This window comes from Actinomadura sp. ATCC 39365, from assembly GCF_054392275.1.
The window spans coordinates 5,801,366-5,822,585 of sequence record NZ_CP184335.1 but is presented as its reverse complement, the minus strand read 5'-3'; the positions used below and the strand labels follow the sequence as shown (position 1 = coordinate 5,822,585).

Annotated in this window: 24 protein-coding genes; 18 read left to right on the top strand and 6 right to left on the bottom strand. The window is 71.5% G+C overall.

Translation table 11 applies throughout. From position 1 onward, the window contains the following. The first annotated feature begins 4 nt into the window (after positions 1 to 4). From ACNF49_RS28430 to ACNF49_RS28420, 3 genes are read left to right on the top strand one after another with little or no spacing between them, the layout of a single operon-like run. A complete protein-coding gene (locus ACNF49_RS28430) occupies positions 5 to 835 on the top strand; it encodes a carbohydrate ABC transporter permease (RefSeq protein ID WP_357978078.1) in 831 nt (276 codons plus the stop codon). A gap of 59 nt (positions 836 to 894) precedes the next feature. Beyond that, complete coding sequence (locus tag ACNF49_RS28425; protein ID WP_358010627.1) at positions 895 to 1,953, top strand: Gfo/Idh/MocA family protein; 1,059 nt, start codon at positions 895 to 897, stop codon at positions 1,951 to 1,953. Between the two features lie 31 nt (positions 1,954 to 1,984). Next, complete coding sequence (locus ACNF49_RS28420; RefSeq protein WP_482939354.1) at positions 1,985 to 2,842, top strand: fumarylacetoacetate hydrolase family protein; 858 nt, start codon at positions 1,985 to 1,987, stop codon at positions 2,840 to 2,842. Between the two features lie 55 nt (positions 2,843 to 2,897). On the opposite strand, the gene ACNF49_RS28415 is transcribed toward ACNF49_RS28420, so the two are convergent. Beyond that, positions 2,898 to 3,146, bottom strand: a complete 249-nt coding sequence (locus tag ACNF49_RS28415) for a heavy-metal-associated domain-containing protein (protein ID WP_352360044.1) — start codon at positions 3,144 to 3,146, stop codon at positions 2,898 to 2,900. A gap of 149 nt (positions 3,147 to 3,295) precedes the next feature. Between ACNF49_RS28415 and ACNF49_RS28410 the strand changes: the two genes are divergently transcribed. From ACNF49_RS28410 to ACNF49_RS28380, 7 genes are all read left to right on the top strand, one after another. Continuing rightward, positions 3,296 to 4,246, top strand: a complete 951-nt coding sequence (locus tag ACNF49_RS28410) for a helix-turn-helix transcriptional regulator (protein WP_482939353.1) — start codon at positions 3,296 to 3,298, stop codon at positions 4,244 to 4,246. A 261-nt stretch (positions 4,247 to 4,507) separates the two neighbouring features. Further along, positions 4,508 to 5,701, top strand: coding sequence for a cytochrome P450 (locus ACNF49_RS28405; RefSeq protein ID WP_482939352.1), 1,194 nt, complete (start codon positions 4,508 to 4,510; stop codon positions 5,699 to 5,701). A 177-nt stretch (positions 5,702 to 5,878) separates the two neighbouring features. Next, positions 5,879 to 6,655, top strand: coding sequence for a class I SAM-dependent methyltransferase (locus ACNF49_RS28400; protein WP_482939351.1), 777 nt, complete (start codon positions 5,879 to 5,881; stop codon positions 6,653 to 6,655). Positions 6,656 to 6,674: 19 nt separating this feature from the next. Beyond that, positions 6,675 to 7,493: an alpha/beta fold hydrolase gene (locus ACNF49_RS28395; RefSeq protein ID WP_482939350.1), complete on the top strand. Its 819-nt coding sequence runs from the start codon at positions 6,675 to 6,677 to the stop codon at positions 7,491 to 7,493. Beyond that, complete coding sequence (locus tag ACNF49_RS28390) at positions 7,490 to 7,963, top strand: GbsR/MarR family transcriptional regulator (RefSeq protein ID WP_357978058.1); 474 nt, start codon at positions 7,490 to 7,492, stop codon at positions 7,961 to 7,963. The genes ACNF49_RS28395 and ACNF49_RS28390 overlap by 4 nt, the downstream gene beginning before the upstream one ends. Positions 7,964 to 8,040: 77 nt before the next feature. After that, positions 8,041 to 8,241, top strand: coding sequence for a hypothetical protein (locus tag ACNF49_RS28385; RefSeq protein WP_358010636.1), 201 nt, complete (start codon positions 8,041 to 8,043; stop codon positions 8,239 to 8,241). A 460-nt stretch (positions 8,242 to 8,701) separates the two neighbouring features. Beyond that, complete coding sequence (locus ACNF49_RS28380) at positions 8,702 to 9,670, top strand: helix-turn-helix transcriptional regulator (RefSeq protein WP_482939349.1); 969 nt, start codon at positions 8,702 to 8,704, stop codon at positions 9,668 to 9,670. Between the two features lie 96 nt (positions 9,671 to 9,766). Here the strand turns inward: ACNF49_RS28380 and ACNF49_RS28375 are convergent, their stop codons facing one another. Then, the gene (locus ACNF49_RS28375) at positions 9,767 to 10,120 is read right to left on the bottom strand and encodes a winged helix-turn-helix transcriptional regulator (RefSeq protein ID WP_482939348.1); all 354 of its coding nucleotides are present in this window, start codon (positions 10,118 to 10,120) and stop codon (positions 9,767 to 9,769) included. A gap of 154 nt (positions 10,121 to 10,274) precedes the next feature. On the opposite strand from ACNF49_RS28375, the gene ACNF49_RS28370 reads away from it, so the two are divergent. Next, the gene (locus tag ACNF49_RS28370; protein WP_482939347.1) at positions 10,275 to 11,165 is read left to right on the top strand and encodes an NAD(P)-dependent oxidoreductase; all 891 of its coding nucleotides are present in this window, start codon (positions 10,275 to 10,277) and stop codon (positions 11,163 to 11,165) included. A gap of 11 nt (positions 11,166 to 11,176) precedes the next feature. Here ACNF49_RS28370 and ACNF49_RS28365 read toward each other — a convergent pair whose 3' ends face one another. Both ACNF49_RS28365 and ACNF49_RS28360 read right to left on the bottom strand, forming a co-directional pair. Beyond that, a complete protein-coding gene (locus tag ACNF49_RS28365) occupies positions 11,177 to 11,758 on the bottom strand; it encodes a TetR/AcrR family transcriptional regulator (RefSeq protein WP_498703132.1) in 582 nt (193 codons plus the stop codon). Beyond that, a complete protein-coding gene (locus ACNF49_RS28360) occupies positions 11,759 to 12,466 on the bottom strand; it encodes a MarR family transcriptional regulator (RefSeq protein ID WP_482939345.1) in 708 nt (235 codons plus the stop codon). Positions 12,467 to 12,692: 226 nt separating this feature from the next. On the opposite strand from ACNF49_RS28360, the gene ACNF49_RS28355 reads away from it, so the two are divergent. The 4 genes from ACNF49_RS28355 to ACNF49_RS28340 all read left to right on the top strand — a co-directional run bounded on the left by ACNF49_RS28355 (position 12,693) and on the right by ACNF49_RS28340 (position 16,344). Beyond that, positions 12,693 to 13,865 (top strand): serine hydrolase domain-containing protein, encoded by a 1,173-nt coding sequence (locus ACNF49_RS28355; protein WP_482939344.1) that lies wholly within the window; start codon positions 12,693 to 12,695, stop codon positions 13,863 to 13,865. 68 nt (positions 13,866 to 13,933) lie between these two features. Beyond that, positions 13,934 to 14,356 carry a spore-associated protein A gene (locus ACNF49_RS28350; protein WP_357978035.1) on the top strand — a complete coding sequence of 141 codons (423 nt, stop codon included), beginning with the start codon at positions 13,934 to 13,936 and terminating at the stop codon, positions 14,354 to 14,356. 498 nt (positions 14,357 to 14,854) lie between these two features. Continuing rightward, positions 14,855 to 16,054 carry an MFS transporter gene (locus ACNF49_RS28345; protein ID WP_357978033.1) on the top strand — a complete coding sequence of 400 codons (1,200 nt, stop codon included), beginning with the start codon at positions 14,855 to 14,857 and terminating at the stop codon, positions 16,052 to 16,054. A 41-nt stretch (positions 16,055 to 16,095) separates the two neighbouring features. Beyond that, the gene (locus tag ACNF49_RS28340) at positions 16,096 to 16,344 is read left to right on the top strand and encodes a GlcG/HbpS family heme-binding protein (protein ID WP_357978030.1); all 249 of its coding nucleotides are present in this window, start codon (positions 16,096 to 16,098) and stop codon (positions 16,342 to 16,344) included. A gap of 20 nt (positions 16,345 to 16,364) precedes the next feature. On the opposite strand, the gene ACNF49_RS28335 is transcribed toward ACNF49_RS28340, so the two are convergent. Further along, positions 16,365 to 17,300 (bottom strand): NAD-dependent epimerase/dehydratase family protein, encoded by a 936-nt coding sequence (locus ACNF49_RS28335; protein ID WP_482939343.1) that lies wholly within the window; start codon positions 17,298 to 17,300, stop codon positions 16,365 to 16,367. Between the two features lie 104 nt (positions 17,301 to 17,404). On the opposite strand from ACNF49_RS28335, the gene ACNF49_RS28330 reads away from it, so the two are divergent. Genes ACNF49_RS28330 through ACNF49_RS28320 form a run of 3 tightly spaced genes read left to right on the top strand, consistent with a single transcriptional unit; the run spans position 17,405 to position 20,335 of the window. After that, complete coding sequence (locus ACNF49_RS28330) at positions 17,405 to 18,394, top strand: GlxA family transcriptional regulator (protein ID WP_482939342.1); 990 nt, start codon at positions 17,405 to 17,407, stop codon at positions 18,392 to 18,394. 9 nt (positions 18,395 to 18,403) lie between these two features. Next, positions 18,404 to 18,997 carry a TetR/AcrR family transcriptional regulator gene (locus ACNF49_RS28325; RefSeq protein WP_357978021.1) on the top strand — a complete coding sequence of 198 codons (594 nt, stop codon included), beginning with the start codon at positions 18,404 to 18,406 and terminating at the stop codon, positions 18,995 to 18,997. 54 nt (positions 18,998 to 19,051) lie between these two features. After that, positions 19,052 to 20,335, top strand: coding sequence for an MFS transporter (locus ACNF49_RS28320; RefSeq protein ID WP_482939341.1), 1,284 nt, complete (start codon positions 19,052 to 19,054; stop codon positions 20,333 to 20,335). Here the strand turns inward: ACNF49_RS28320 and ACNF49_RS28315 are convergent. Further along, a complete protein-coding gene (locus ACNF49_RS28315; RefSeq protein ID WP_482939340.1) occupies positions 20,253 to 21,212 on the bottom strand; it encodes a DUF8094 domain-containing protein in 960 nt (319 codons plus the stop codon). The two genes, ACNF49_RS28320 and ACNF49_RS28315, sit on opposite strands and share 83 nt — an antisense overlap. Positions 21,213 to 21,220 lie beyond the last annotated feature (8 nt).

Here is a 21,220-nt window from a genome sequence, read left to right as displayed (position 1 = left end):
CACGATGGTCTCCCGCCGCAGCAACACCATGTCCTACGTGGTCCTGCTCCTGTTCGCGGCCTTCGCGATCTACCCCTTCATCTCCACGACGCTCGTCGCCTTCAACCCGCCGGACGCGTCCGTGAGCGGGCTGGCCTGGCCGAGCCGGTGGTCTCTGGACAGCTTCGTCAGCGCCTGGGACAACCCGGACGCCGGCATCGGGCGCTCGCTGCTCAACAGCGTCCTGCTGTCCGGGGTGGTGGTGAGCGTGTCGGTCTTCTTCTCGATCCTGACCGGCTACGCGTTCGGGACGATGCGGTTCCGCGGCTCGTCGCTGCTGTTCCCGCTGTTCGTCCTCGGGCTGATCGTGCCGTACGAGGCGACCGTCATCCCGCTCTACTACCAGTTCAGGGCCTTCGACCTCATTGACACCTACTGGTCGATGATGCTGCCGTGCATCGGCGGCTCGATGGCCTTCGGCACGTACTGGATGACGTCGTTCTTCAAGTCCTTCCCCCGCGAGCTGCTGGAGGCGGCGCGGACGGACGGGTCGAACCGGTGGCAGACGCTGTGGCGGGTGGTCGTGCCCACGGCCAGCTCGCCGATCTTCGCCCTGGCCACCATCCTGTTCATCTGGACCTGGAACAACCTGCTGCTCGCGGTCGTGATGATCTCCCAGCCGGAGCTGCGCATGGTGCCCGCCGCGCTCAACTTCTTCGTCGGCCTGCAGTACGGCAGCAACTACCAGATCACCTGCGCCGCCGCGATCATGGTCGCGCTGCCGGTGATGATCGTCTACTACCTCCTCCAGCGCCGGTACGGCGCCGACGTGCTCGCCGGCTCCCTCAAGGGCTGAGCCCGCGGCGCCGGCCGCCACCAACCATTCATTCGTCACATCCTGTACAGGAGAATCACATGTCAGTGTCGAAGCCGGGTGTCGGCATCGCGGGTCTCGGGCTGATCTCGAAGACGCACGCGGCGGCCTACCAGCGCATGTCCGACGTGGTCGACCTGGTGGCCGGCTGCGACGTCGACCCCAGGGCGGCGTCGGCCTTCACCGCCGAGTTCGGCGCCAAGACCTACACCGACCTCCAGGACCTGATCGACGACCCGCGGGTCGACGTGGTGGACCTGATCCTCCCCCACCACCTGCACCACGACGCCGCGATGGCGGTGCTGGACGCCGGCAAGCACCTGATCCTGGAGAAGCCCGTCGCGCCGACGTACGAGCAGTCGGTGGCCATCCAGCGCCGGGCGGCCGAGGCCGGCGTGCACTTCATGGTCGCGGAGAACAGCCGGTACATCGCGGCCTACCAGGCCGTGCACCGGCTCCTGAGCGAGGGCGCCATCGGCGAGGTCATCCACGCCAGGACGTACCTGCGCTCCAACGAGAAGGCCCACCTGTCGATGCCCGGCTACTGGCGGACCCAGTACAAGCTGGGCGGCGGCCTGGTCATGGACACCGGCGCCCACTCGTTCTACCTGCTCAAGTGGCTGCTCGGCGAGTTCGAGGAGCTGACCGGCGTCTCCAGGAAGGTGTTCCCGCTCGACAACGAGATCGAGGACACCGCCGAGGTGTACGGCCGCATGCGCAGCGGCGCCCACTTCTCGTGCGGCTTCACCTCCGTGTCGGAGGTCCCCCACAGCGAGCGCCTGGAGCTCTACGGCACCGAAGGGGGCATCCTGGTGGACCAGATGTCCGACCCGGTGGTCAAGATCTTCCGCGGCCAGCACGACTACCAGGGCGAGGCGGTCACCGGCGTGCCCTTCGGCCCCGACGCCTGGCACCCCGGGGGCTGGCACTACGAGTCGGTGATCACCGAGGTCACCGACTACGTGCGCGCCCTGGTGGAGGGACGCCCGCCGCTGATCGACTCCGGCGACACCGTGTACGCCATGCGCGTCGTCGAGGCCGCCTACGAATCCATCCAGTCCGGGAAGACCGTCACCGTCCCGGCCGGCGCGCAGCTCTGATCCGCCCCGACAGCAGAATCTGGACCTCCCCATGAGACTCATGCGCATCGGCGCCGCCGGCGCCGAACGTCCGGTCGTCGCGATCGACGACGAGACCTACATCGACGTGTCCGACGTGGTCGCCGACTTCGACGAATCCTTCTTCGCCGCCGGCCTGGACACGCTCGCCGCGACCGTCGCCGACCGGGTGGCCGCCGGCGCGGCCCGCCGCTTCGCCGGTGAACGCGTCGGCGCGCCGATCGCCCGTCCGCACCAGATCCTGTGCGTCGGCCTCAACTACGCCGACCACGCCGCCGAGTCGGGCCAGGAACCGCCGGCCGAGCCGATCGTGTTCACCAAGGCCCCGAACACGCTGGTCGGACCCGACGACGACGTGCACATCCCGCGCGGCTCCTCGGCCACCGACTGGGAGGTGGAGCTCGGCGTCGTGATCGGCACCCGGGCCCACTACCTGCAGAGCGACGACGAGGCACGCGCCGCGATCGCCGGATATGTGCTGGTCAACGACGTCAGCGAGCGCGACTTCCAGCTGCGCCACGGCGGGCAGTGGGTCAAGGGCAAGTCGGCCCCGACGTTCAACCCGTGCGGTCCCTGGCTGGTCACGCCGGACGAGCTGGGCGAGGTGACCGACCTGGGCATGTGGCTCGACGTCAACGGGCAGCGCCGCCAGACCGGCTCGACGGCCCAGATGTTGTTCGACCCCGTCTTCGTCGTGCGCTACCTGAGCCGGTTCATGGCACTCGAACCCGGCGACCTGATCAACACCGGCACCCCCGCGGGCGTCGGCATGGGCTTCGACCCGCCGGTCTACCTGCGGCCGGGCGACCGAATGGAGCTCGGCGTCGACGGCCTGGGCCGCCAGAGGCAGTCGGTCGTGGCCGCCCCCTGACCGACCGGCGCGGCCCGCCCCGCACCGTGCGGGGCGGGGCGGGGCGGGGCGGCGCTCAAGAACGCCAGCCGGGCAACCGGTCGGTCTCGCAACCCGCGTCCTCGATCGCCGCCACGATGAAACTCTCCTCGACCGGCCCCTCGGTGAGCACGCTCACCCGGCCGGCTGCCAGGTTCACGTCCACGCCCACCACCCCCGGGATCAGGGCCAGCTCCCGCTTCACCGCCTCCACACACGTGGCGCAGCTCCCGGTGTTCAGGTCGGGGATGCCATAGGTGACGAGGCTGTGAACAAGGGTGATCATAAAGTCCTCCGAAGTGCCGTACAGGGGTTGGGTATGGGGTCCGTTTCACCACGCCGTACCCTTTTCTGAGCTTGCCGCATGACGAGCGGCGATGACAGGGATGACGACTTCCCCTTCCCGCCATGGCGGGAAGCGGACAGGAGAGGTACGTGAGCGACGAGGCCACCGCCAGGCGGGTGTACACACGCATGCGCCGGCACCGGGAGTCGTTCGGCGCGGCCGCCGCCGGGCTGGGGCTGCGCGGCGCCGAGGTCGAGCGGGCACGCGACCGGCTGACCAGGCTCGGCCTGCTCAACCCCGGCGCCGAGATCGCCGTCGACGCGATGGCGGCGCTGAGCCGCATGCTGCTCGGCGGCGAGGAGCTGCTCGGGATGCTCGCCGAGCAGCGGGCGGCCTCCAGGGAGCTCACCGAGCACTACCTGCGGCTGGACGGCGACCCCCAGGACGCCCACGTCGAGTTCTTCCCCCGCGCCAACGTGGAGGCCCTGCGCGTGAAGCTGCGGGCGGCGACGGACCGGGCCCGCGAGGAGGTCATGGGCATGCACATGCCGCACGCCTGGGAGCCGGAACGGCTGCGGGACTCCCGCGCCGAGGACGTGCGCGCGGTGGCCCGCGGCGTGCGGGTGCGCATCATGCACGCCCAGAGCCAGCTGGCCCAGCCGGCGATGCGCGAGCACGTCCAGGGCATGCTGGAGGGCGGGGTCGAGGTGCGCACCATGCCGTTCGTCCCGGTACGGCTGATCATGCTGGACCGCGAGCTGGCCGTGGTCGAGGTGATGCCCGGCGACCTCATGGCGGGTGCGATGCTCATCGAGGGCCGCGGACTGGTCGCCTCCTACGCCGCCCTGTTCGACTACTGCTGGATGACCGCCTCCGAACCCGGCGACGTCCCCAGGGCGGCCGACGGCGAAGAGCTCAACGAGCAGCAGCGCGCGGTGCTGCGCCTGCTGGCCACGGGAGCCAAGGACGACGCCATCGCCCGCGCCCTGGGCGTCTCGAACCGCACGGTGACCAGGGTCGTGGCCGAGCTGACCGCCCAGCTCGGCGCCGACAGCCGCTTCCAGGCAGGCGTCCGCGCCGCCAAGCTCGGCTGGATCTGAGCCGGGAAGGCCGCCGACGCCGTCGGCAGCGTGCGCGCCTGAGCGCCCGGGGCCGGCACGCGGGTGACATTGGTCAATGTGATCACGCTGATCCCATTGATCACTTGGCCACCGGCGTGCCGGAGCACGGCCTATACACTGCCGCTGTTCCTGGTTTTCGTGGCGCCCGGCCGGTGCGGCCGTGCGACACCGTTCTCCTGGGGGGCGCACCTGCGCCGCCTGCGTGTACACCCGATTCACGGATGGCATGGGGCAGGTGGGATGACGACGGTCGGAAAACCGGATCGGGTCGTGCCCGAGCAGGGGCGGCCGTGGCCGCGCGGCGCGGCGCGGCACTACCGTCGTGATCCACTGGAGTTCGTGGAGCGGGCGGCGCGCGAGCGCGGGCCGGTGTTCCGCCTGCCCGACGACGGGTCGCTGTGCGTGGCCGACCCCGAGCAGGCCCTGCGGATCCTGCACGACGAAGCGGGCGACTACGACGACGTGTCCGGTTTCTTCCACGTCGGCGGCGGGCTGCTCGGGCCGCGGGCGACGCAGGTGGCGATCGGCCGGGCGGCCCGTGCGACGCTGCGCGCCCACGTGGCCGCCCGTCGCGAGCGGCTGCCCGCCGTCGTGGCGGAGCTGGGCGAGGTCAGCGAGTGGCCGTCGGCCGGGCGGGCCGCCGTGCACCGGTTCCTGGCCGACGCCCTGCTGCGGCCCGACAGCCCGCCCGCCCTGCGGGAGCTGATGGCGTACGTCGTGCGGCGCGAGGTGCTGATCCGTCCCGCCGGCCGGCTCGCCCGGTTGTCGCGGAGCGCGCTGTGGGCCCGCGTGGTACGGACGATCGCCGCCGAGGCGCGCGCCCGGCGGGACGCGCCGGCGGACGAGGCGCGGCCCGGCGACCTGCTGGACGCCGTGCTGGGCGCGACCCCGCCCGAGACGCCCGCCGAGCACGTGGCGCAGGTGTACCTGCTGCTCTTCCGCACCTCGGTCGCGCCGGTGGGCCATGCGGTGGCCTGGGCGCTGCTGTCGGCGGCGGCCGACGGCGTCGACCTGGCCGCCGTGCCGCCCGAGTCGGCCGTACGCGAGTCGCTGCGGCTGTGGCCGGTGGCCTGGCTGCTCGGCCGCCCGGTACGCCAGGCCCACCAGGTCGGCGGCGTGCCGCTGGAGCCGGGCGACAGCGTGTCCGTCTGCCCCTACCTGCTTCACCGCGACGAGCGGCACTGGCCGCGGGCCACCACGTTCCGGCCCGATCGCTGGGACGGCCCCGAGCCGCGCGGCCCCTACCTGCCCTTCGGCGGCGGCCCGTTCACCTGCGCGGGAGCGGGCGTCGCCCAGGCGCTGGCCGGCGACCTGCTCGCCGCCCTGACCGACGCCGCCCGCCTGGAGGTGCGCGGCGGCACCGGGCGGCCCCACGTCGAGGGCATCATCACGCCGCCGCCCTTCCAGCTGCGCCGTACGGCGCGCCAGACCTGACCACCAGCGGTTCGTCGAGGAAGGAGGTGATCCCTTATGAGGAAGCTGCTGCGCCGCGTCACCGGCCGCCGGGTCAACCGGCAGGCCTGGTACATCTGGTAATCGAGTTCGAGCGGCCGCGCCGGGCCGAGGGTCCGGCGCGGTCACCAGAGCCCGCCGGCCGTTCAGGAGGCACGCATGTCGCATGTCGAGGAGACCCTGGCGGCCTACGAAGGCGTCGCCGCCCGCTACGACGAGCTGAACGCGCAGATGGACACCGAGGCGCTGGTGGACCGCTTCACCGAGGCGGTGGAGCGGCACGGCGACGGGGGGCGGCGGCTGCTGGACGCCGGTTGCGGCACCGGCCGCAGCAGCGCGGCCTTCAAGAAACTCGGCTTCGACGTGACCGGCTACGACCTGTCCCCGGCGATGGTGGCGACCGCGCGGCGGCGACCGGGCGCCGCCGACATCCCGTTCCGGGTCGGCTCACTCCTGCGGCCGCCGCCGGAGCTGTCCGGCTTCGACGTGGTCGCCTGCGTGGACGTGCCCCTGACGTACCTGACGAGCGCCGGCCAGCTGCGGCAGGCGCTGGCGGCGGCGCGCGACCGGCTGGCCGCGGGCGGGCTGGTGGTCTTCGACCTGAACACCATCGGCTACTACCGGCGGACGTTCGGCGTCCCGGTGGTCGCCGACCGCGGTGACCGGTACGTGGCCTGGTTCGCGCACTCGCCGCGGATCGAGGCCGACGAGGTGGTGATCACCCAGTTCGACCTGTTCGAACGGGCCGGCGCGGGCTGGGAGCGGCTGTCGATGCGGCACGTGCAGCGTCACCACTCCGACCGTACGGTGCGCCGGGCCGCCGAGCTGGCCGGGCTGCGCGTGGTGGCCGCCCATGGGCTGGTGGGCACCTCGGTGCGCGACCCGGCCGACGAGGAGGCCCACGACCGGATCCTGTACGTCGCCCGTCCCGCCTGAGGTTCGCTATATTCAGAATATGGTGAATCTACCGTCCGTCCTTTCCCTGCGGGGTTGCGACCTGCGTTACGCCGACAGCGGGGGCGGCGGCGTGCCGGTGGTGTTCTCGCACGGCGCCGGGGCCGACCACGTGATGTTCGACGCCCAGGCCCGGCACCTGCGGGCCCGGGGGTACCGCGTCGTCACCTGGGACCTGCGCGGCCACGGCCTCTCCCGCCCGGCCGGCGTGCGCTTCACCGCCGAGCAGGCGATCGCCGACCTGGGCGCGCTGGTCGAGCACCTGGCGCTGGACCGGCCGGTGCTCGTGGGGCAGTCCCTCGGCGGCAACCTCAGCCAGGCCGTCGTACGGCGGCATCCCGGCCTCGCCCGCGCCCTGGTCGTCATCGACGCCACGCCGAACACGGCGCCGTTGTCCTGGTGGGACCGCCTGCTGCTGCGGGCGGCCGCGCCGATGCTGACGATGATCCCCGCCGGCAGGCTTCCGCGGCTGATGGCCGACGCCTCCGCGACCACCCCGGCCGCCAGGGACGACGCCCGGCGGGCCTTCGGCCGGCTGCCGAAGAAGGAGTTCGTGCAGGTGTGGCGGGCCACCGTCGACTTCCTCTCCCCCGACCCTGGCTACCGCACGCCGGTGCCCCTGTGCCTGATCCGCGGCGAGCGGGACACCACCGGAAACATCGCCTCGGCCATGCCCGCCTGGGCCCGCGCAGAAGGCGTCGAGGAGGTCGTCGTCCCCGGCGCGGGTCACATCGCCAACCAGGACGACCCGCAGGCGGTCAACGAGGCGATCGACGCGTTCCTGTGCACGCTCCCGGCGCCGGGGCAGGCACGGCGATGAGCGCGCGGCACACGTTCGTCACCTCGGTGGGCGACCTGCTGGCCTCGTGGAACCTGCCGCACGCGACCGGTCGCGTCTACGGGCTGCTGCTCCTCACCGAGGAGCCGATCTCGCTCGACACCATCGCCGCCGAACTGGAGCTGAGCAAGGGGGCGGTGAGCACCGCGGTACGGCAGCTCGACTCCTGGGGGCTGGCCAGGGTGATCCCGCAGCCCGGCAGCCGGCGGCTCCTGGTGGAGGCCACCGGGGGGATCGAGTCGCTGCTGGAGGCCAGCCAGGCGCGGGCCAGGACCCTGATCGCCGCCCTGCGCGAGGGCGAGGCCCTGGTGCACCCCGGGCCCGCGCAGGAGCGACTGCAGGACGTGATCGGGTTGTTCGCCGGTTATGTCGACGTCGGCGGCCAGATGCTGGCCAGACACCGGGAGCGACGCCCCGGCCCCGACACCCCGCGCTCCTCCTCCGGCGGGTAGCGTCCGCCCCGTGCAGTCGATCAAGGGGCCCGGGGTCAGTGGTGACGACCCGGCCGCCGGTGTCATACCGTCACATCATGGACGAGCACCGCCAGAGCATCCCCGACGTTCTCCGCCCCGTACGGGAGGCCGCCGCGGCCCTGGGCGAAGACCTCACCGACCTGGGCGACGCGCTGCGGGCGTTGCGGCGGGTCGAGGTGGAGGTGGAACTGGCGACCGACCTGCTGATGCGGCAGTCCAACGCGAAGGCGAACCAGGCCCGGCAAGAGACGTCCTGACCGTCCCGGCAGCGGCCATCGACGCGCCCCTTGCCGTGCCTCCTGCCGGAACACCGGCGACGGCGCCGCCGCCTTCGCCCTTCGGCCGGCCAGGTGGCCCCGCAGCGCGCCCCGGCCCGCCCGACATCGGGCCCAGCCGACCAGCCGACGCCGGCGGATCCAATTACCGGCACCTTCAGCCACATATGCCGCATACCCCTACAATCTGGAGTCCTTACTACTAAGGAGCATCGTTGGAGCGCAGCGGTAACCGCCATCCAGCTCCTGGGCCCGTGCCCAGGTACCCGCACTCCGGCCCACCGGGCGCCCAGCGAACTCCGCACCGTCGAGCGAGCGACACCGGCAGCGAAGAGGGCATCTACCATCAGGCTTAGTAGTGGGGCATGCCACGTCCCCGCGCCGAGTGCCTGCCCACCCGCGCCCCCGGCCTCGTCGAAGACGGAGAGAAGGGAGCGGCCGCGTGCCGTACGAGGATGACGACCAGGTCAGCAGGGCAATCTACGCGCGCATGCTGGAGCGTGCCGAGTCGCTCACCGACGCGGCGGCGGCGATGGGCGTCACCACAGCGCAGATCGCCCGCGCCCGGGAGCATCTCACCCGGCTGCGCCTGCTCGACCCGGAGGCCAGGGCTCCGGTGGACGCCGCGGCGACGCTCAGGCTGAGCCTCGAGGAGAGCCACCGCCTCCTGGACCGCCTGGTGGAGCAGCACGTCAGGGCCGCCGCGGTCGCCCGGAGCTACCTGAACCTGCCCGCCCGCGCCGAGCGCGACATGGACGTCGAGTTCTTCGCACGGGACGAGATGGCGACCCGGCTGGCCCGGCGCATCACGGAACTGAGCGAACAGGCCGGGCACGAGATCCTCAGCATGCATCCGGTCACCGACTGGACGCCCGCGTCGCTGACCGAGGGCCTGGAGAGATCCGAGCGCGCGCTCGCCAGAGGGGTACGGGTGCGCGCCCTGCACGCGCAGAGCTCCTTCTCCCAGCCGGTGATGCGCGGGTTCGTGGATCGGTGGACGCGGCAGGGCCGCGAGGTGCGGGCCGCGCCCGTCGTGCCGACCCGGATGCTCATCTACGACCGGCACACCGCCGTCGTCCAGGCCGACCCCGCCGACCTGGACGACGGCGCGCTGGTGATCCGCGGCGGCGGCGTGGTGAGGTCCCTGGCATCGCTGTACGACAACTGCTGGATGACGGCGTCGGAGCCCAAGGACGTCCCGGGCTCCTCGGACGCCGGGGCGCTCACCGAGCAGCAGCGCGCCGTCCTGCGCCTGCTGGCCGTCGGCGCCAAGGACTCGGCGATCGCCCGCACGCTGGGCGTCTCCACCCGGACGGTCACGCGGGTGGTGGGTGAGGTGAGCGCGCTGCTCGGCGCCACCAGCCGTTTTCAGGCAGGTGTCCGCGCGACCCGGCTGGGCTGGCTCGACTAGCACAGCCAGGTCAGCCGGCCGATGACAGCGGTATCGACGGTGGGCGGGAGTGTAGGGCCGGGCGGTGATGAGGCCCGCCGATCGATCCGCGCCGGTTCACCCCACCTGGTCCCACACAATGGCCTCGATGCGCTCGATGTGCTCCTCGCCCCACTCCCCGAGCGGCGCCATCGCGGCGTTCAGCGAATGGCCGAACTCGGTGAGCGAGTACTCCACCTTCGGCGGGACCTGGTGATAGACCTCACGATGCAGCAGCCCGGCGGTCGCCATCTCCCGCAACTGCAGGATCAGCACCCGCTCGCTGATGCCGGGCACCGCGCGCCGCAACTCCCCGAAGCGCAGGGGGCCGTCGTGGAGCGCGAACAGGATCAGCCCCTTCCACTTGCCTCCCATGAGGGCGATGGCAGCGTCGAGACCGCAGGTGAACGTGCGCTTCTTCGTCTCCTTCATCGGCCCATACTCACACTTATGTCAGTACCCGGCAAAAATGTAGGTACTTGTGAGAACGCAAGTGCTCCAGCCAGCATGAACCAGGCCCGCACCGGACCACAACGGTCTCCAAGACAGCGCGCCTTCTCCCTATCTCTGTGGCTGGAGCATGCACATGACTGCCGAGAACATGACCCCCGTGACCGTCATCGGACTGGGCTCGATGGGCACGGCACTGGCCGAGGCCTTCGTCAAGGCCGGACACCCGACCACCGTCTGGAACAGGACGGCCGCCAAGGCCGCGCCCCTCATCGCCATGGGAGCCAGGCATGCGGAGGCCATCGAGGACGCGGTGACGGCGAGTCCCCTGGTCATCACCTGCCTGACCACCTTCGAGGACACCCGGCTGGCACTGCGGCCCGCCGGCGCGTCGCTGCATGGACGGGCCCTGGTCACCCTCAACAGCGGCTCCCCGGCCGGCGCCCGCGAGACGGCCGCCTGGGCCACCGGCTACGGCGCCCGGTTCCTGGCCGGCGCGGTCAAGAACGTGCCCTCGGCCGTGGGAGCCCCGGACACCCTGCTGTACTACAGCGGCGACAAGGCGATCTTCGAGGAGTTCCGGACGACCCTGAAGGTGCTGGGCGGCGACACCGTCCTCCTCGGCGACGAGGTCGACCTGGCTGCCCTGTACGAGATGGCGGTGGGCGCCATGCTGCTGCCGGCTCTCGCCGGTTTCTTCCAGGGGGCCGCCGCGGTCCAGGCGCGCGGGCTGGAAGTGAACACGATCGTGCGCTTCGCCGGCAAGTGGTTGGACATGGTCAAGTCCCTGCTGCCGATCTACGCCAGGGAGATCGACAGCGGCGACTACACCGACGCCGCCTCCTCCGTGAACCTCTTCCTCGCGGGAGCGGCCCACGACGAGGACCTGGCCGAGGAGACGAACGTCGACACGGCCTGGCTCGTCCCGCTGCATGCCCTGGTGAGGCAGGCGGCTGAGGCGGGTTACGGCGATCAGAGCATCTCGGCCCTCACCGAGGTGCTCAGAAAGCCGGCGCGACAGCCGTGAGCGGGCTCAACTCATCGGTAGGAGTCGACAAGCCGTGCGAGATGCCTGCCGGCGATCTCCAGCGGCGCCTCGCTCTGGGACACCTGCGCCGACAGCTCCGCGCCTTCCAGCATGTTGATCACGCTGTGGGCGAGGTCGTGCGCCACGTCGTCGGCGAGGCCGGAGCGGCTGAGCTTGTCGCGGACCAGCGTGCGCCAGTTCTCGTAGGCGTCCTCTGCGGCCTGCTGGATCTCGGGCTCCCGGCCCGCGCTCTCCAGCGCCGTGGTGGTGACGGGGCAACCGTCCAGCCAGCCGGACTCCCGTAGCCCCTTGGCCAGCTCGCGGGTGCAGGCGACGATCGCCGCGGCCGGATCATCTTCCCGGTCGAACGCCGCGCGCAGGAATTCCGCGAACTCTCTGTCCCCATGGCGGACCGCCTCGACCGCCAGTTCCCGCTTGCCCCCCGGGAAGAAGTGGTAGACCGACCCCAGCGTGGCCTGGGCCTCCTGGGAGATCTGCTTGAGGCCCGTCGCCTCGTACCCCTGCCGCTGCATCAGTCGAGAGGTCGTCCGGACGATTCGCTCCCAGTCGACGGCTTGGTCTCGCGCAATCAATCAATTGAATGAGCCGTTCCGCCTCAGCTGCTTGGCGGCGTACGCCTGCCGCCACTCCTCGGCCGCCTGCAGCATGGCCTGGCCGACGTGGTCGAAGAAGTCGCCGATGTCCTGCAGCCGCATCCCGGCGGGCGAGGTGGCTCCGAGCGTCGCAGCTCCGTGGCGGGCGACGTCGGCCAGCACCGTGTTCTGGCGGGCGCTGGCCGTCCAGCCCCGGAACCAGGCGTCGGCGTCGATGACGTAGCGGTCGCGCCGCCGGCGCGGGTCGCGTTCGCGCCGGATCAGCTCCTGCCGTTCGAGCTCGCCGATCGCCTTGGAGACCGAGGCGGGGCTGACCTGCAGCCTGCGGGTGAGCTCGGCCGCGGTGGCACTGCCGCTGTCGGTGAGGTAGAGGCTGGCCAGGACGCGGGCGGTCATCCGCGACAACCCGGTGTCGATCATGACCGCGGTGAACTCCTCCTCCAGACCGGTGACCGCCTTGCGGTCACGTGACCCAGGGTCCGCCGGACGCCTGCGGGCGCGGTCGCGGGTGGCCTGGTGCGCCTGGTCGGCCTGGTAGCCGTCGGGGCCGCCGTTGCGGGCCACCTCTCGCGTGACGGTGGACAGCGGCCGGTTCAGGCGGGCGGCGATCTCGGTCTGGGTCAGCCCTTCGGCCAGCCCCTCGGCGATCTGCCGGCGGTCCTGCTGGGTCAGCCTGCCTCCGGGCATCGGCGGCACCTTCCTGGTCGTACGCAGTCGGACGGGTGCAGTCTTGCATTCGCCTCCATCTCATTGCAACTTCGGCGACTTGCATTCATCGGCATCCCATTGCAAGTAGCGCTAAATACCTGATGAACAGGCAGTTTTCGATTGACAGTTTTGCGAATGCAAGTTAGCTTTTCCGTTGTCGCGAACATCAAGTATCGCGACGGCCCACCCCTCGGAAGGAACCGACATGACCGCGTCCCAGTCCGCGAAAGCGGCGCTGCTCACCGCCGCCACCCTGGCCGCCACGGCCCTGCCCGCCACCGCCTCCCCCGCTCCCGGGCATCCCGCGGTGCAGGAGGTGCTCGACCGGACGGTGGCCGCCAAGCTCGCGCCCGGCATGGTCGCCGACGTCCGCGACGGCCGCCGCTCCTGGTTCGGCTCGGCGGGCGTGTCCGACACCGGGACCGGGCGCGAGCGCCGGCAGAACGAGCGGTTCCGCATCGGCAGCGCCTCCAAGGCGTTCACCGCCACCGTGGTGCTCAAGCTCGCGGCCGAAGGGAAGCTGAGCCTCGACGACACCCTCGACAGGCACCTGCCCGGCCTGTTCGACGGCAGCGCCTACGAACCCGGCAAGATCACCATCAGGCAGCTGCTCAACCAGACCAGCGGCATCTTCGCCTACACCGACGACGAGAAGTTCTTCAACACGGGCGGCGGCGCGGAGTGGTTCAAGCACCGCTTCGACACCTACACCCCCCAGCAGCTGGTGAAGATCGCCCTGGCCCACCCGCCCACCGGCGAGCCGGGCGGGCGCTTCAAGTACTCCAACACCAACTACATCCTGGCCGCGATGATCGTCGAGAAGGCGACGGGCCGGACGTTCGACCAGGAACTCAACCGGACCGTCATCCGCCCCCTGCGGCTGAACGGCACCTCCCTGCCCGGCGCCGACCCCGGGATCCGGGGCCCGCACCCCGTGCACTACTCCATCCTGTTCTCCCGCGACCCCCAGCCCACCGTCCACGACGCCACCCGGATGAACCAGTCCTTCGCCTGGGCCGCCGGTGGCCTCATCTCCACCACCACCGACCTCAACCGGTTCTTCGCCGCCCTGTTCGGCGGGCGCGTCCTGCCGGGCGCGCAGTTGCGCGAGATGCTCACGACCGTCTCCACCGAAGGAGCGGGCTGGATCCCCGGCACCCGGTACGGCCTGGGCATTTTCGAACAGAAGCTGCCCTGCGGCACCAGCGTGTGGGGCAACGCCGGCGCCACGTACGGATCGTGGAGCTACAGCATGGGCACCCGCGACGGCAAGCACCGCCTGACCACCCAGGTCAACGGCGACTGGGCGCCCCTGAGCGTCTTCAACGACGCCCTGGCCGCGGAGTTCTGCTCCTCCCCCGCCGCTTATGGATCTTGAGACATTCGAACATATGGTAAAAAGGGAGTTAGATCATGACCGAAATGCCAGCAGATTGAAGGATGCCTGTGCTCAGGAAGACCCTCACGGCCGCCGCGTTCACCCTCGTCGCCGCCACCTCCCTCATGGCGATCCCGACGGCCGCGAACGCGGACGTCTACTGCGGCTCCGGATACAAGGTCGTTCACCAGAGCGAGATGCACAACTACACCAAGGTCTGGGGGACGGTGTACCTGACCTACAACAGCAGCACCGGCAAGAACTGCGTGACGGTCGTCAAGAGCAACTACGTCGGCACCAGCACCTGGACCAACGTCACGCTCACCGTCCAGGGCGGTAGCAGCTACGGCGTGAGCGAGACCGTCAAGTACTACGGCGGCCCGGTCTACGCCGGCGCCAAGGGCGCCTGCGTGAAGTACTCGGCAGTCATCGAGGCGCCCAGCGGCGCCCGCGCCATCGGCGGACGCTCCACGTGGGGCAACTGCGGCTGACCCTAACGGAACCGATCCGTTCACGCGGAGCACGGCCGTCCGGAGCCCGAACACCGGACGGCCGTGCCGCCACAACACCAGGACCGGGAACCCCCGCAGCCGCCGCCACCAGGACCCGGAACCCCCGCGGCCACCACGACGCAAGCGCCGGGAACCCCCGGCAAGACACAACGACCCCGCCCCATAAGGCCATTCAGCTCCCCTCGCAGCGCCCCGCGCACGCACGGCGACACCTCTTCGAGCCCGCGCCACCTGCGGCCCACCCGCCCCGACATCGGGGCCACCGCGCCGCGACACCTGGCCCTTCAAGCCGGCTCCAGCCCGCCCGCATCGCCGCCCCGACCAGCGGCCCCTCGCCCCCAGGCGCGTCCCTCCCCCTCCGCGACAACCGCGAGATCAACACACCCAAGCCGAATGCCAGCGTTTGCCTTTATAGCGCGTGTGCAACTATTGTCGAAGCTTGCAAGAAGCAGTAGCAATAGTAAGAAGGGTCGCGCGATGCCTCTCGCACTCCTCGCCCTGGCCATCGGGGCCTTCGGGATCGGCACCACCGAGTTCGTGATCATGGGCCTGCTCCCCGAGATCGCCGGCGACTACGGTGTCTCCATCCCCACCGCCGGCCTGCTGGTCACCGGCTACGCGATCGGCGTGGTCATCGGCGCGCCGTTGATGACGGTGCTCGGCACCAGGATCAGCCGCAAGACGATGCTGCTCGTGCTGATGGGCCTGTTCGTGGTCGGCAACCTGCTGTCCGCGCTGGCGCCCGGCTTCGGTGTGATGCTCGGCGGCCGGATCGTGGCCTCGATGGCCCACGGCGCGTTCTTCGGCATCGGCTCGGTGGCCGCCGCCGACCTGGTCGCCCCGCACAAGAAGGCCGGCGCCATCGCCACCATGTTCACCGGCCTGACCGTCGCGAACGTCGTGGGCGTGCCGCTGGGCACCTTCATCGGGCAGGCGGTGGGCTGGCGCACCACCTTCGCGATCGTCGCCGTGCTGGGCCTGGTCGGCCTGCTCGGCATCGCCGTGCTCGTGCCCGCCATGCCCCGGCCGGAAGGCACCCGCCTGCGCCCGGAGCTGACGGCGTTCCGCAACCCGCAGGTGCTGCTGGCGATGGCGATGACCGTGCTCGGCTTCGGCGGCGTCTTCGCCGCGATCACCTACGTCGCGCCGATGATGACGCAGGTGGCCGGCTACTCCGCCGACGCGGTCACCTGGCTGCTCGTGCTGTTCGGCGCCGGCATGTTCCTCGGCAACCTGCTCGGCGGTCGCTTCGCCGACCGCGCCCTGATGCCCCTGCTCTACACCACCCTCGGCGGCCTCGCGGTCGTGCTGGCGCTGTTCACCCTGACCGCGCACGACAAGGTCGCCGCCGCGGCGAGCATCTTCCTGGTCGGGGCGCTGGGCTTCGCCACCGTGCCGCCGCTGCAGAAGCGCGTCCTCGACCAGGCGCACGGCGCGCCGACGCTGGCCTCCGCGGTCAACATCGGCGCGTTCAACCTCGGCAACGCGCTCGCGGCCTGGCTGGGCGGCCTCGTCATCGCCGCGGGCCTGGGCTACACCGCTCCCAACTGGGTCGGCGCCATCCTCGCCGCCGCGGCACTCGCGCTCGCCTTCTGGTCCGCCGCCCTGGAGCGCCGCGCGCCCGCGCGTGAACCGGCCGGCGCCGCGGTCCCGGTTCCCGCGCTCGTCCACGACTGACCGTCCTGGCTTCGCATCCGTCTCACCGTAGGAGAATCATCATGAACGCCACCACCCTCACCCCGCTGACCACCGCCGACGCCGAGGCCCTGGTCTCGGCCGCCCGCACCGCCGCCGAGACGGCCGGGGTCGCGGTCAGCGTCACCGTCCTCGACGCCGGCGGTCACCTGCTGGCCTTCCGCCGCGACGACCGCGCCGTGCTGATCTCCGGCGAGACCAGCACCCGCAAGGCCTACACCGCCCTCCAGCTGAACGCCCCGACCGCCGCACTGGACGAACTCCCCCGCTGACCCGCGGTTCGCGGGCGAGGTCATCGCGCGCCCTGCACGCTCCCTGCCGCGACGGCCATCTCCGTCAGGACGTCGTCGATCGGGGTCGCCGCGACGCCGAGGATCTCGACCGTCGAGGACGCGTCGAGCACGTTGGGCCGGTCGTACAGGTACAACATCTCGGGGAACTCGGCCATGATCGAGTCGGTGCGCCCGATCTCCTCCAGCTCGCCCAGGGACATGCGCGCCAGCCGCGGCTCGGGCGCCTGAGCGGCTTCGGCCAGGCGCCGGGCGAGCCCGCGCACCGGAAGTTCGCTGGTGGAGGGCACGTGCCAGGCCCGTCCCCAGGACGCCTCGTGCCCCGCGGCGGCGACGAGCGTGCGGGCCGTGTCGCCGGTGTAGGACCAGCTGTGGGGCGCGTCCAGGTCACCGGGATAGGAGACGGGCGCGCCGGCCAGCACCTGCGCCCCGACCATGAGCGTGAACGGCGAGTACGCGCCGGCGCCGAGGAAGTCGGCGGCCCTGACCTCGGTCACCCGGACCCGGCCCGCCTCGTGAGCGGCGAGGGCGTCCTGCCACATCCGCGCCCGGACCTGGCCCTTCCGGCTGGTCGGCGCCATCGGCGCCCCGTCGGCGACGGGGCCCTCGACCGGCCCGTACCCGTAGGTGTTGCCGAGCATGACGTAGTCGGCCCCGCTGCGCCCGGCGGCGGCCAGCAACGCGGCGGCCAGCGGCGGCCACTCGGCCGGCCAGCGATCGTAGGGCGGCATCGCGCAGTTGAACAGGACGGCCGCCCCTTCGGCCAGCTCCGCCAGCCGGGCGACGTCGCCGGCGTCGGCGGACACGCGTTCGATCCGGGGATGGACCGGGCCACTGCCGCTCCGGGTGACCAATCGGACCTGCTGCCCGGACTCGGCCAGCAGCCGGGCGGCGGCCGATCCGGTGGCTCCGGCACCGACGACGACATGAAAAGACACGATCTTCTCCAGACACAGGGGACAGTGACACCGGTTGTCCACCCTGCACCGCCGGCGATCAGTACAATAGTGGCCCGAATGCCAAGTATCCGGAGGTTCGGGCCATGCACCGTGTGGCCGTCATCGCCGTCCCGCCGGCCACGACGTTCGACCTGTCCATCCCGGAGCTGGTGCTCGGCGAGATGACCGTGGACGGCCGACCCGGGTACGACGTCCGGATCTGCACCGCCGTACCCGGTCCCGTCGTCACCAGCGGCAGCCTCCACGTCACCGTCACGCACGGGCTGGAGATCGTCGAGGACGCCGACACCGTCATCGTCACCGGGACGGGCGCCCGCGACGACGTCGACCCCCGGGTCCTGCGGGCCCTGCGCCGGGCGGCGGAGGCCGGCCGGCGCGTCGCCTCGATCTGCACCGGCGCCTTCGTCCTGGCGCGGGCGGGGTTGCTGGAGGGCCGCCGCGCCACCACGTACTGGGCCAGGTCGGAGGAGTTCCGCCACCGCTTCCCGACCGTCGACCTACGCCCTGACGTGCTCTACGTCGAGGACGGCAACATCTGGACCTCCGCCGGCCTGTCCGCCGGCATCGACCTGTGCCTGCACATGGTGCGCGGCGACTACGGCGCCGCCGCGGCCAACGCCGTGGCCCGGCTGGTCGTGGCCGCGCCGGTGCGTCCCGGCGGGCAGGCCCAGTTCATCGCCTCCCCGCTGCCGCCCGAGACCGGCCTCTCGCTCGCCGCCACCCGGGCATGGGCGCTGGAGCGGCTGCACGAGCCCCTCACCCGCGCCGACCTCGCCGCCCACGCCCGCACCAGCGTGCGCACGCTGACCCGCCGCTTCCACGCCGAGACCGGCCACAGCCCGCTGCAGTGGCTGCTCCACCAGCGGGTGGAACAGGCCAGGGAACTGCTGGAGAGCACGGACCTGCCCATGGGCCAGGTGGCCCAGCTCAGCGGCCTGGTCACCACGGACTCGCTGCGCCAGCACATCTCCCACCGCACCGGCCTGTCGCCCACCGCCTACCGTGCGGCCTTCACCCGCGGAGCCGCGTCCGGCGCGCCCGGCGTATTGCACCAATCGATGCAAAACCGGTAGCGTGCTCGCATGGCGAGGCCGAGATCGTTCGACGAGGACCGTGCCCTGGACACCGCGATGCGCACGTTCTGGGCGAACGGCTACGAGTCCACCTCCACCAGAGACCTGTGCGAGGTGCTCGGCCTCGACCGCAGCAGCGTGTACAACGCCTTCACCAACAAGCGCGAGCTGTTCAAGCGCGCACTGACCCGCTACATGGACGCCACCACCGCCGACCAGCTGCGCATCCTCGACGATCACGAGCTGCCGGCGATCGAGCGCATCCGCGCGCTGTTCGCCAGGATCCTGCGGACCGAGGCGGAGAACCGGCGCGACGGCCACGGCCTCGGCTGCCTGACCGTCAACACCACGATGGAGCTCGCCGGCCGCGACCCGGAGATCGCCCTGATGCTCGCCCGCGACGCCGAGCGCCGGGCCGCCGGGTTGAGCGCGGTCATCAGGAGCGGGCAGCGCGACGGCGACATCGGCTCCACCCGCGACCCCGCCGAGCTCGCCCGGTTCGTCAACGCCGTGATCGCCGGGATCCGGGTGGCCGCCCAGGGCGGCGCCGACGACGCCACCATCGAGGCCATCGCCGCCACGGCCATGGACGCCCTGGCCTGACCGCTGTTTTTTCGTTCCCGAGTTCTACACCGATCGATGCAAAAAGGAGCTCCCATGCCCAGAGCCGTCTATGTCCTGGCCATCGGCATCTTCGCCATGGTGACCAGCGAGTTCGCCGTCGGTGGCCTGATGCCCCAGATGGCGGGCGGGCTCGGCGTGACCATCTCCCAGATCGGCTACCTGATCACCGCCTTCGCGGTGGCCATGTCGGCGGGCGGCCCGCTGATGACCGTCGCCCTGGTACGGATCCGCCCCAAACCCGCACTCATGCTGCTGTTCGCCGTCTTCCTGGCAGGCAACGTGCTCGCCGCCGTCGCGCCCTCCTACGCGGTCATGATGGTCGCGCGCGTCATCACCGGCGTCGCCTCCCAGGCGTTCTTCGGCGTCGCCATCTCGGTGGCCGTCCAGCTGAGCCGCCCGGAGGTGCGCGGCCGCGCCCTCGCCGTCGTCCTGAACGGCCTGATGCTCGGCACCCTGCTCGGGCTGCCGCTGTCCACCCTGATCGGCGGGCAGTTCGGCTGGCGCGCCGCCTTCTGGGCCGTCGGCGCCCTGACCGTGCTCGCCGCGCTCGCCACGACAGCGGGCGTTCCCGGCCTCGGACGCGCCGGCGGCGACGGCGGCTTCAGGCAGGAGACGGCGGTCTTCAGGAACGGCCGGCTGTGGCTGGCGCTGTCGACCAGCACCCTCATCATCGGCGCGACGTTCGCCGCCTTCAGCTACCTCAGCCCGATCCTCACCCAGGTCACCGGGTTCACCTCCGGAGCCGTCCCGCTCCTGCTCGTCGCGTACGGCGCGGCCACCGTGGTCGGCAACCACGTCGTCGGACGCCTGGCCGACCGGCACACCATCCGCGTCCTGCTGTCCGGGCTGATCCTCAACACGGTCTTCCTGGCCGGGTTCGCGCTGTTCGCCCACCTCAGCGTCCCGGCGGTGATCGCGATGCTGGGCGTCGGGCTGGTCGGCGTGACCATGAACCCGGCGATGGCCGTACGCGTCCAGCGCGTCGGCAACCCGGGGCCGCTGGTCAACACCGTCCACGCCTCCTTCATCACCCTCGGGGTGATCATCGGCTCGTCGGCCGGCGGGCTGGTCATCGACGGCTTCGGGCTGCGTGCTCCCCTCTGGCTGGGCGCCGGGCTGGCCGTGCTCGGCGTGGTGTCCCTGCTGCCCGAGCTCGGCCGCCGTACCGCGGCACGGGCGTCGGCGCCGGGCCGCGTCGCCCCTGCCCGGCCTCGCCCGCGGGGCAGGAGCGTCCCTAGGAGAACCAGCTGCCGCCGAGCTCCTGGACGGCCTTGCTGCCCTTGGGCACCAGCACCGCCTCGCTCAGCACGTTGTTGACGCTCTTGGCGTCGTTGAGCAGGGCGAACAGGAAGAACATGCCGCCACTCGCCGTACGGAAGCCGAACACCGAGCCGCGGCCGGCGAACCCGACGTACATCCCCTTGTTGACCGCGGGGAACGCCTTGCGGCTGTAGCTGTCCTTGGCCAGGCGGTAGCCGGAGTCGCCCTCCTTCTTCCTGTCCCCGTTCCAGAAGTTGCGGTACTCCTCGGCCACGGCGGCCGCCATCGCGTCGTCCATGTCCGTGATGTAGCCGTCGGCGTCGAGCAGCGGCTTGGGCATCGTCTGGCCCCAGTGCATCGGGGTCACGACGGCCAGCCGGAAGGACTGCCCGGCAGAGCACAGGAACGCGAGCAGGTGCGGACGGCTGTGGCCCTTGGTGTCCCGGTAGGTCGCCTTCGCGATGAACCAGTCCCCGGCCGGCGGCTGCCGCTCCGGCCTGGGCACATAGATCGTCGGGGTGCCGGTCGGGTTGATCGGTTTGTGCCCCGGCTTCCAGCCGAAGCCCTCCCGGCTGCGTTCCAGGACGCCCTCGTACAGGGCCCCTTCGACGAACAGCGCGTCGAGCCGGGCGTTCGACCGCCACCACTTGCGTTTCTTGAGCGCCGCGTTGTACTGGGCCACCCACGTGCGCATGGCCGTCCGGGCCCGGGGAACGGTCAGGGCCTCCGCGGTCGCCGAGGGAGCAGGAGTGGCACTCGCGGACGGTGTGGCGTCCGACGACGGAGACTGAGCCGGAGACAGGGACGGCGAGGTGACGGGCGAGGCGGCGCGGCTCGGCGTCGGCGGGTCGGCGGGTCGATAGGGCAGTCCCGGGATCGCGCCGCAACCGGCCAGGCTCAGCACGAGAGCCACGATCAGCGGTATCGCGCGCACCGACAATC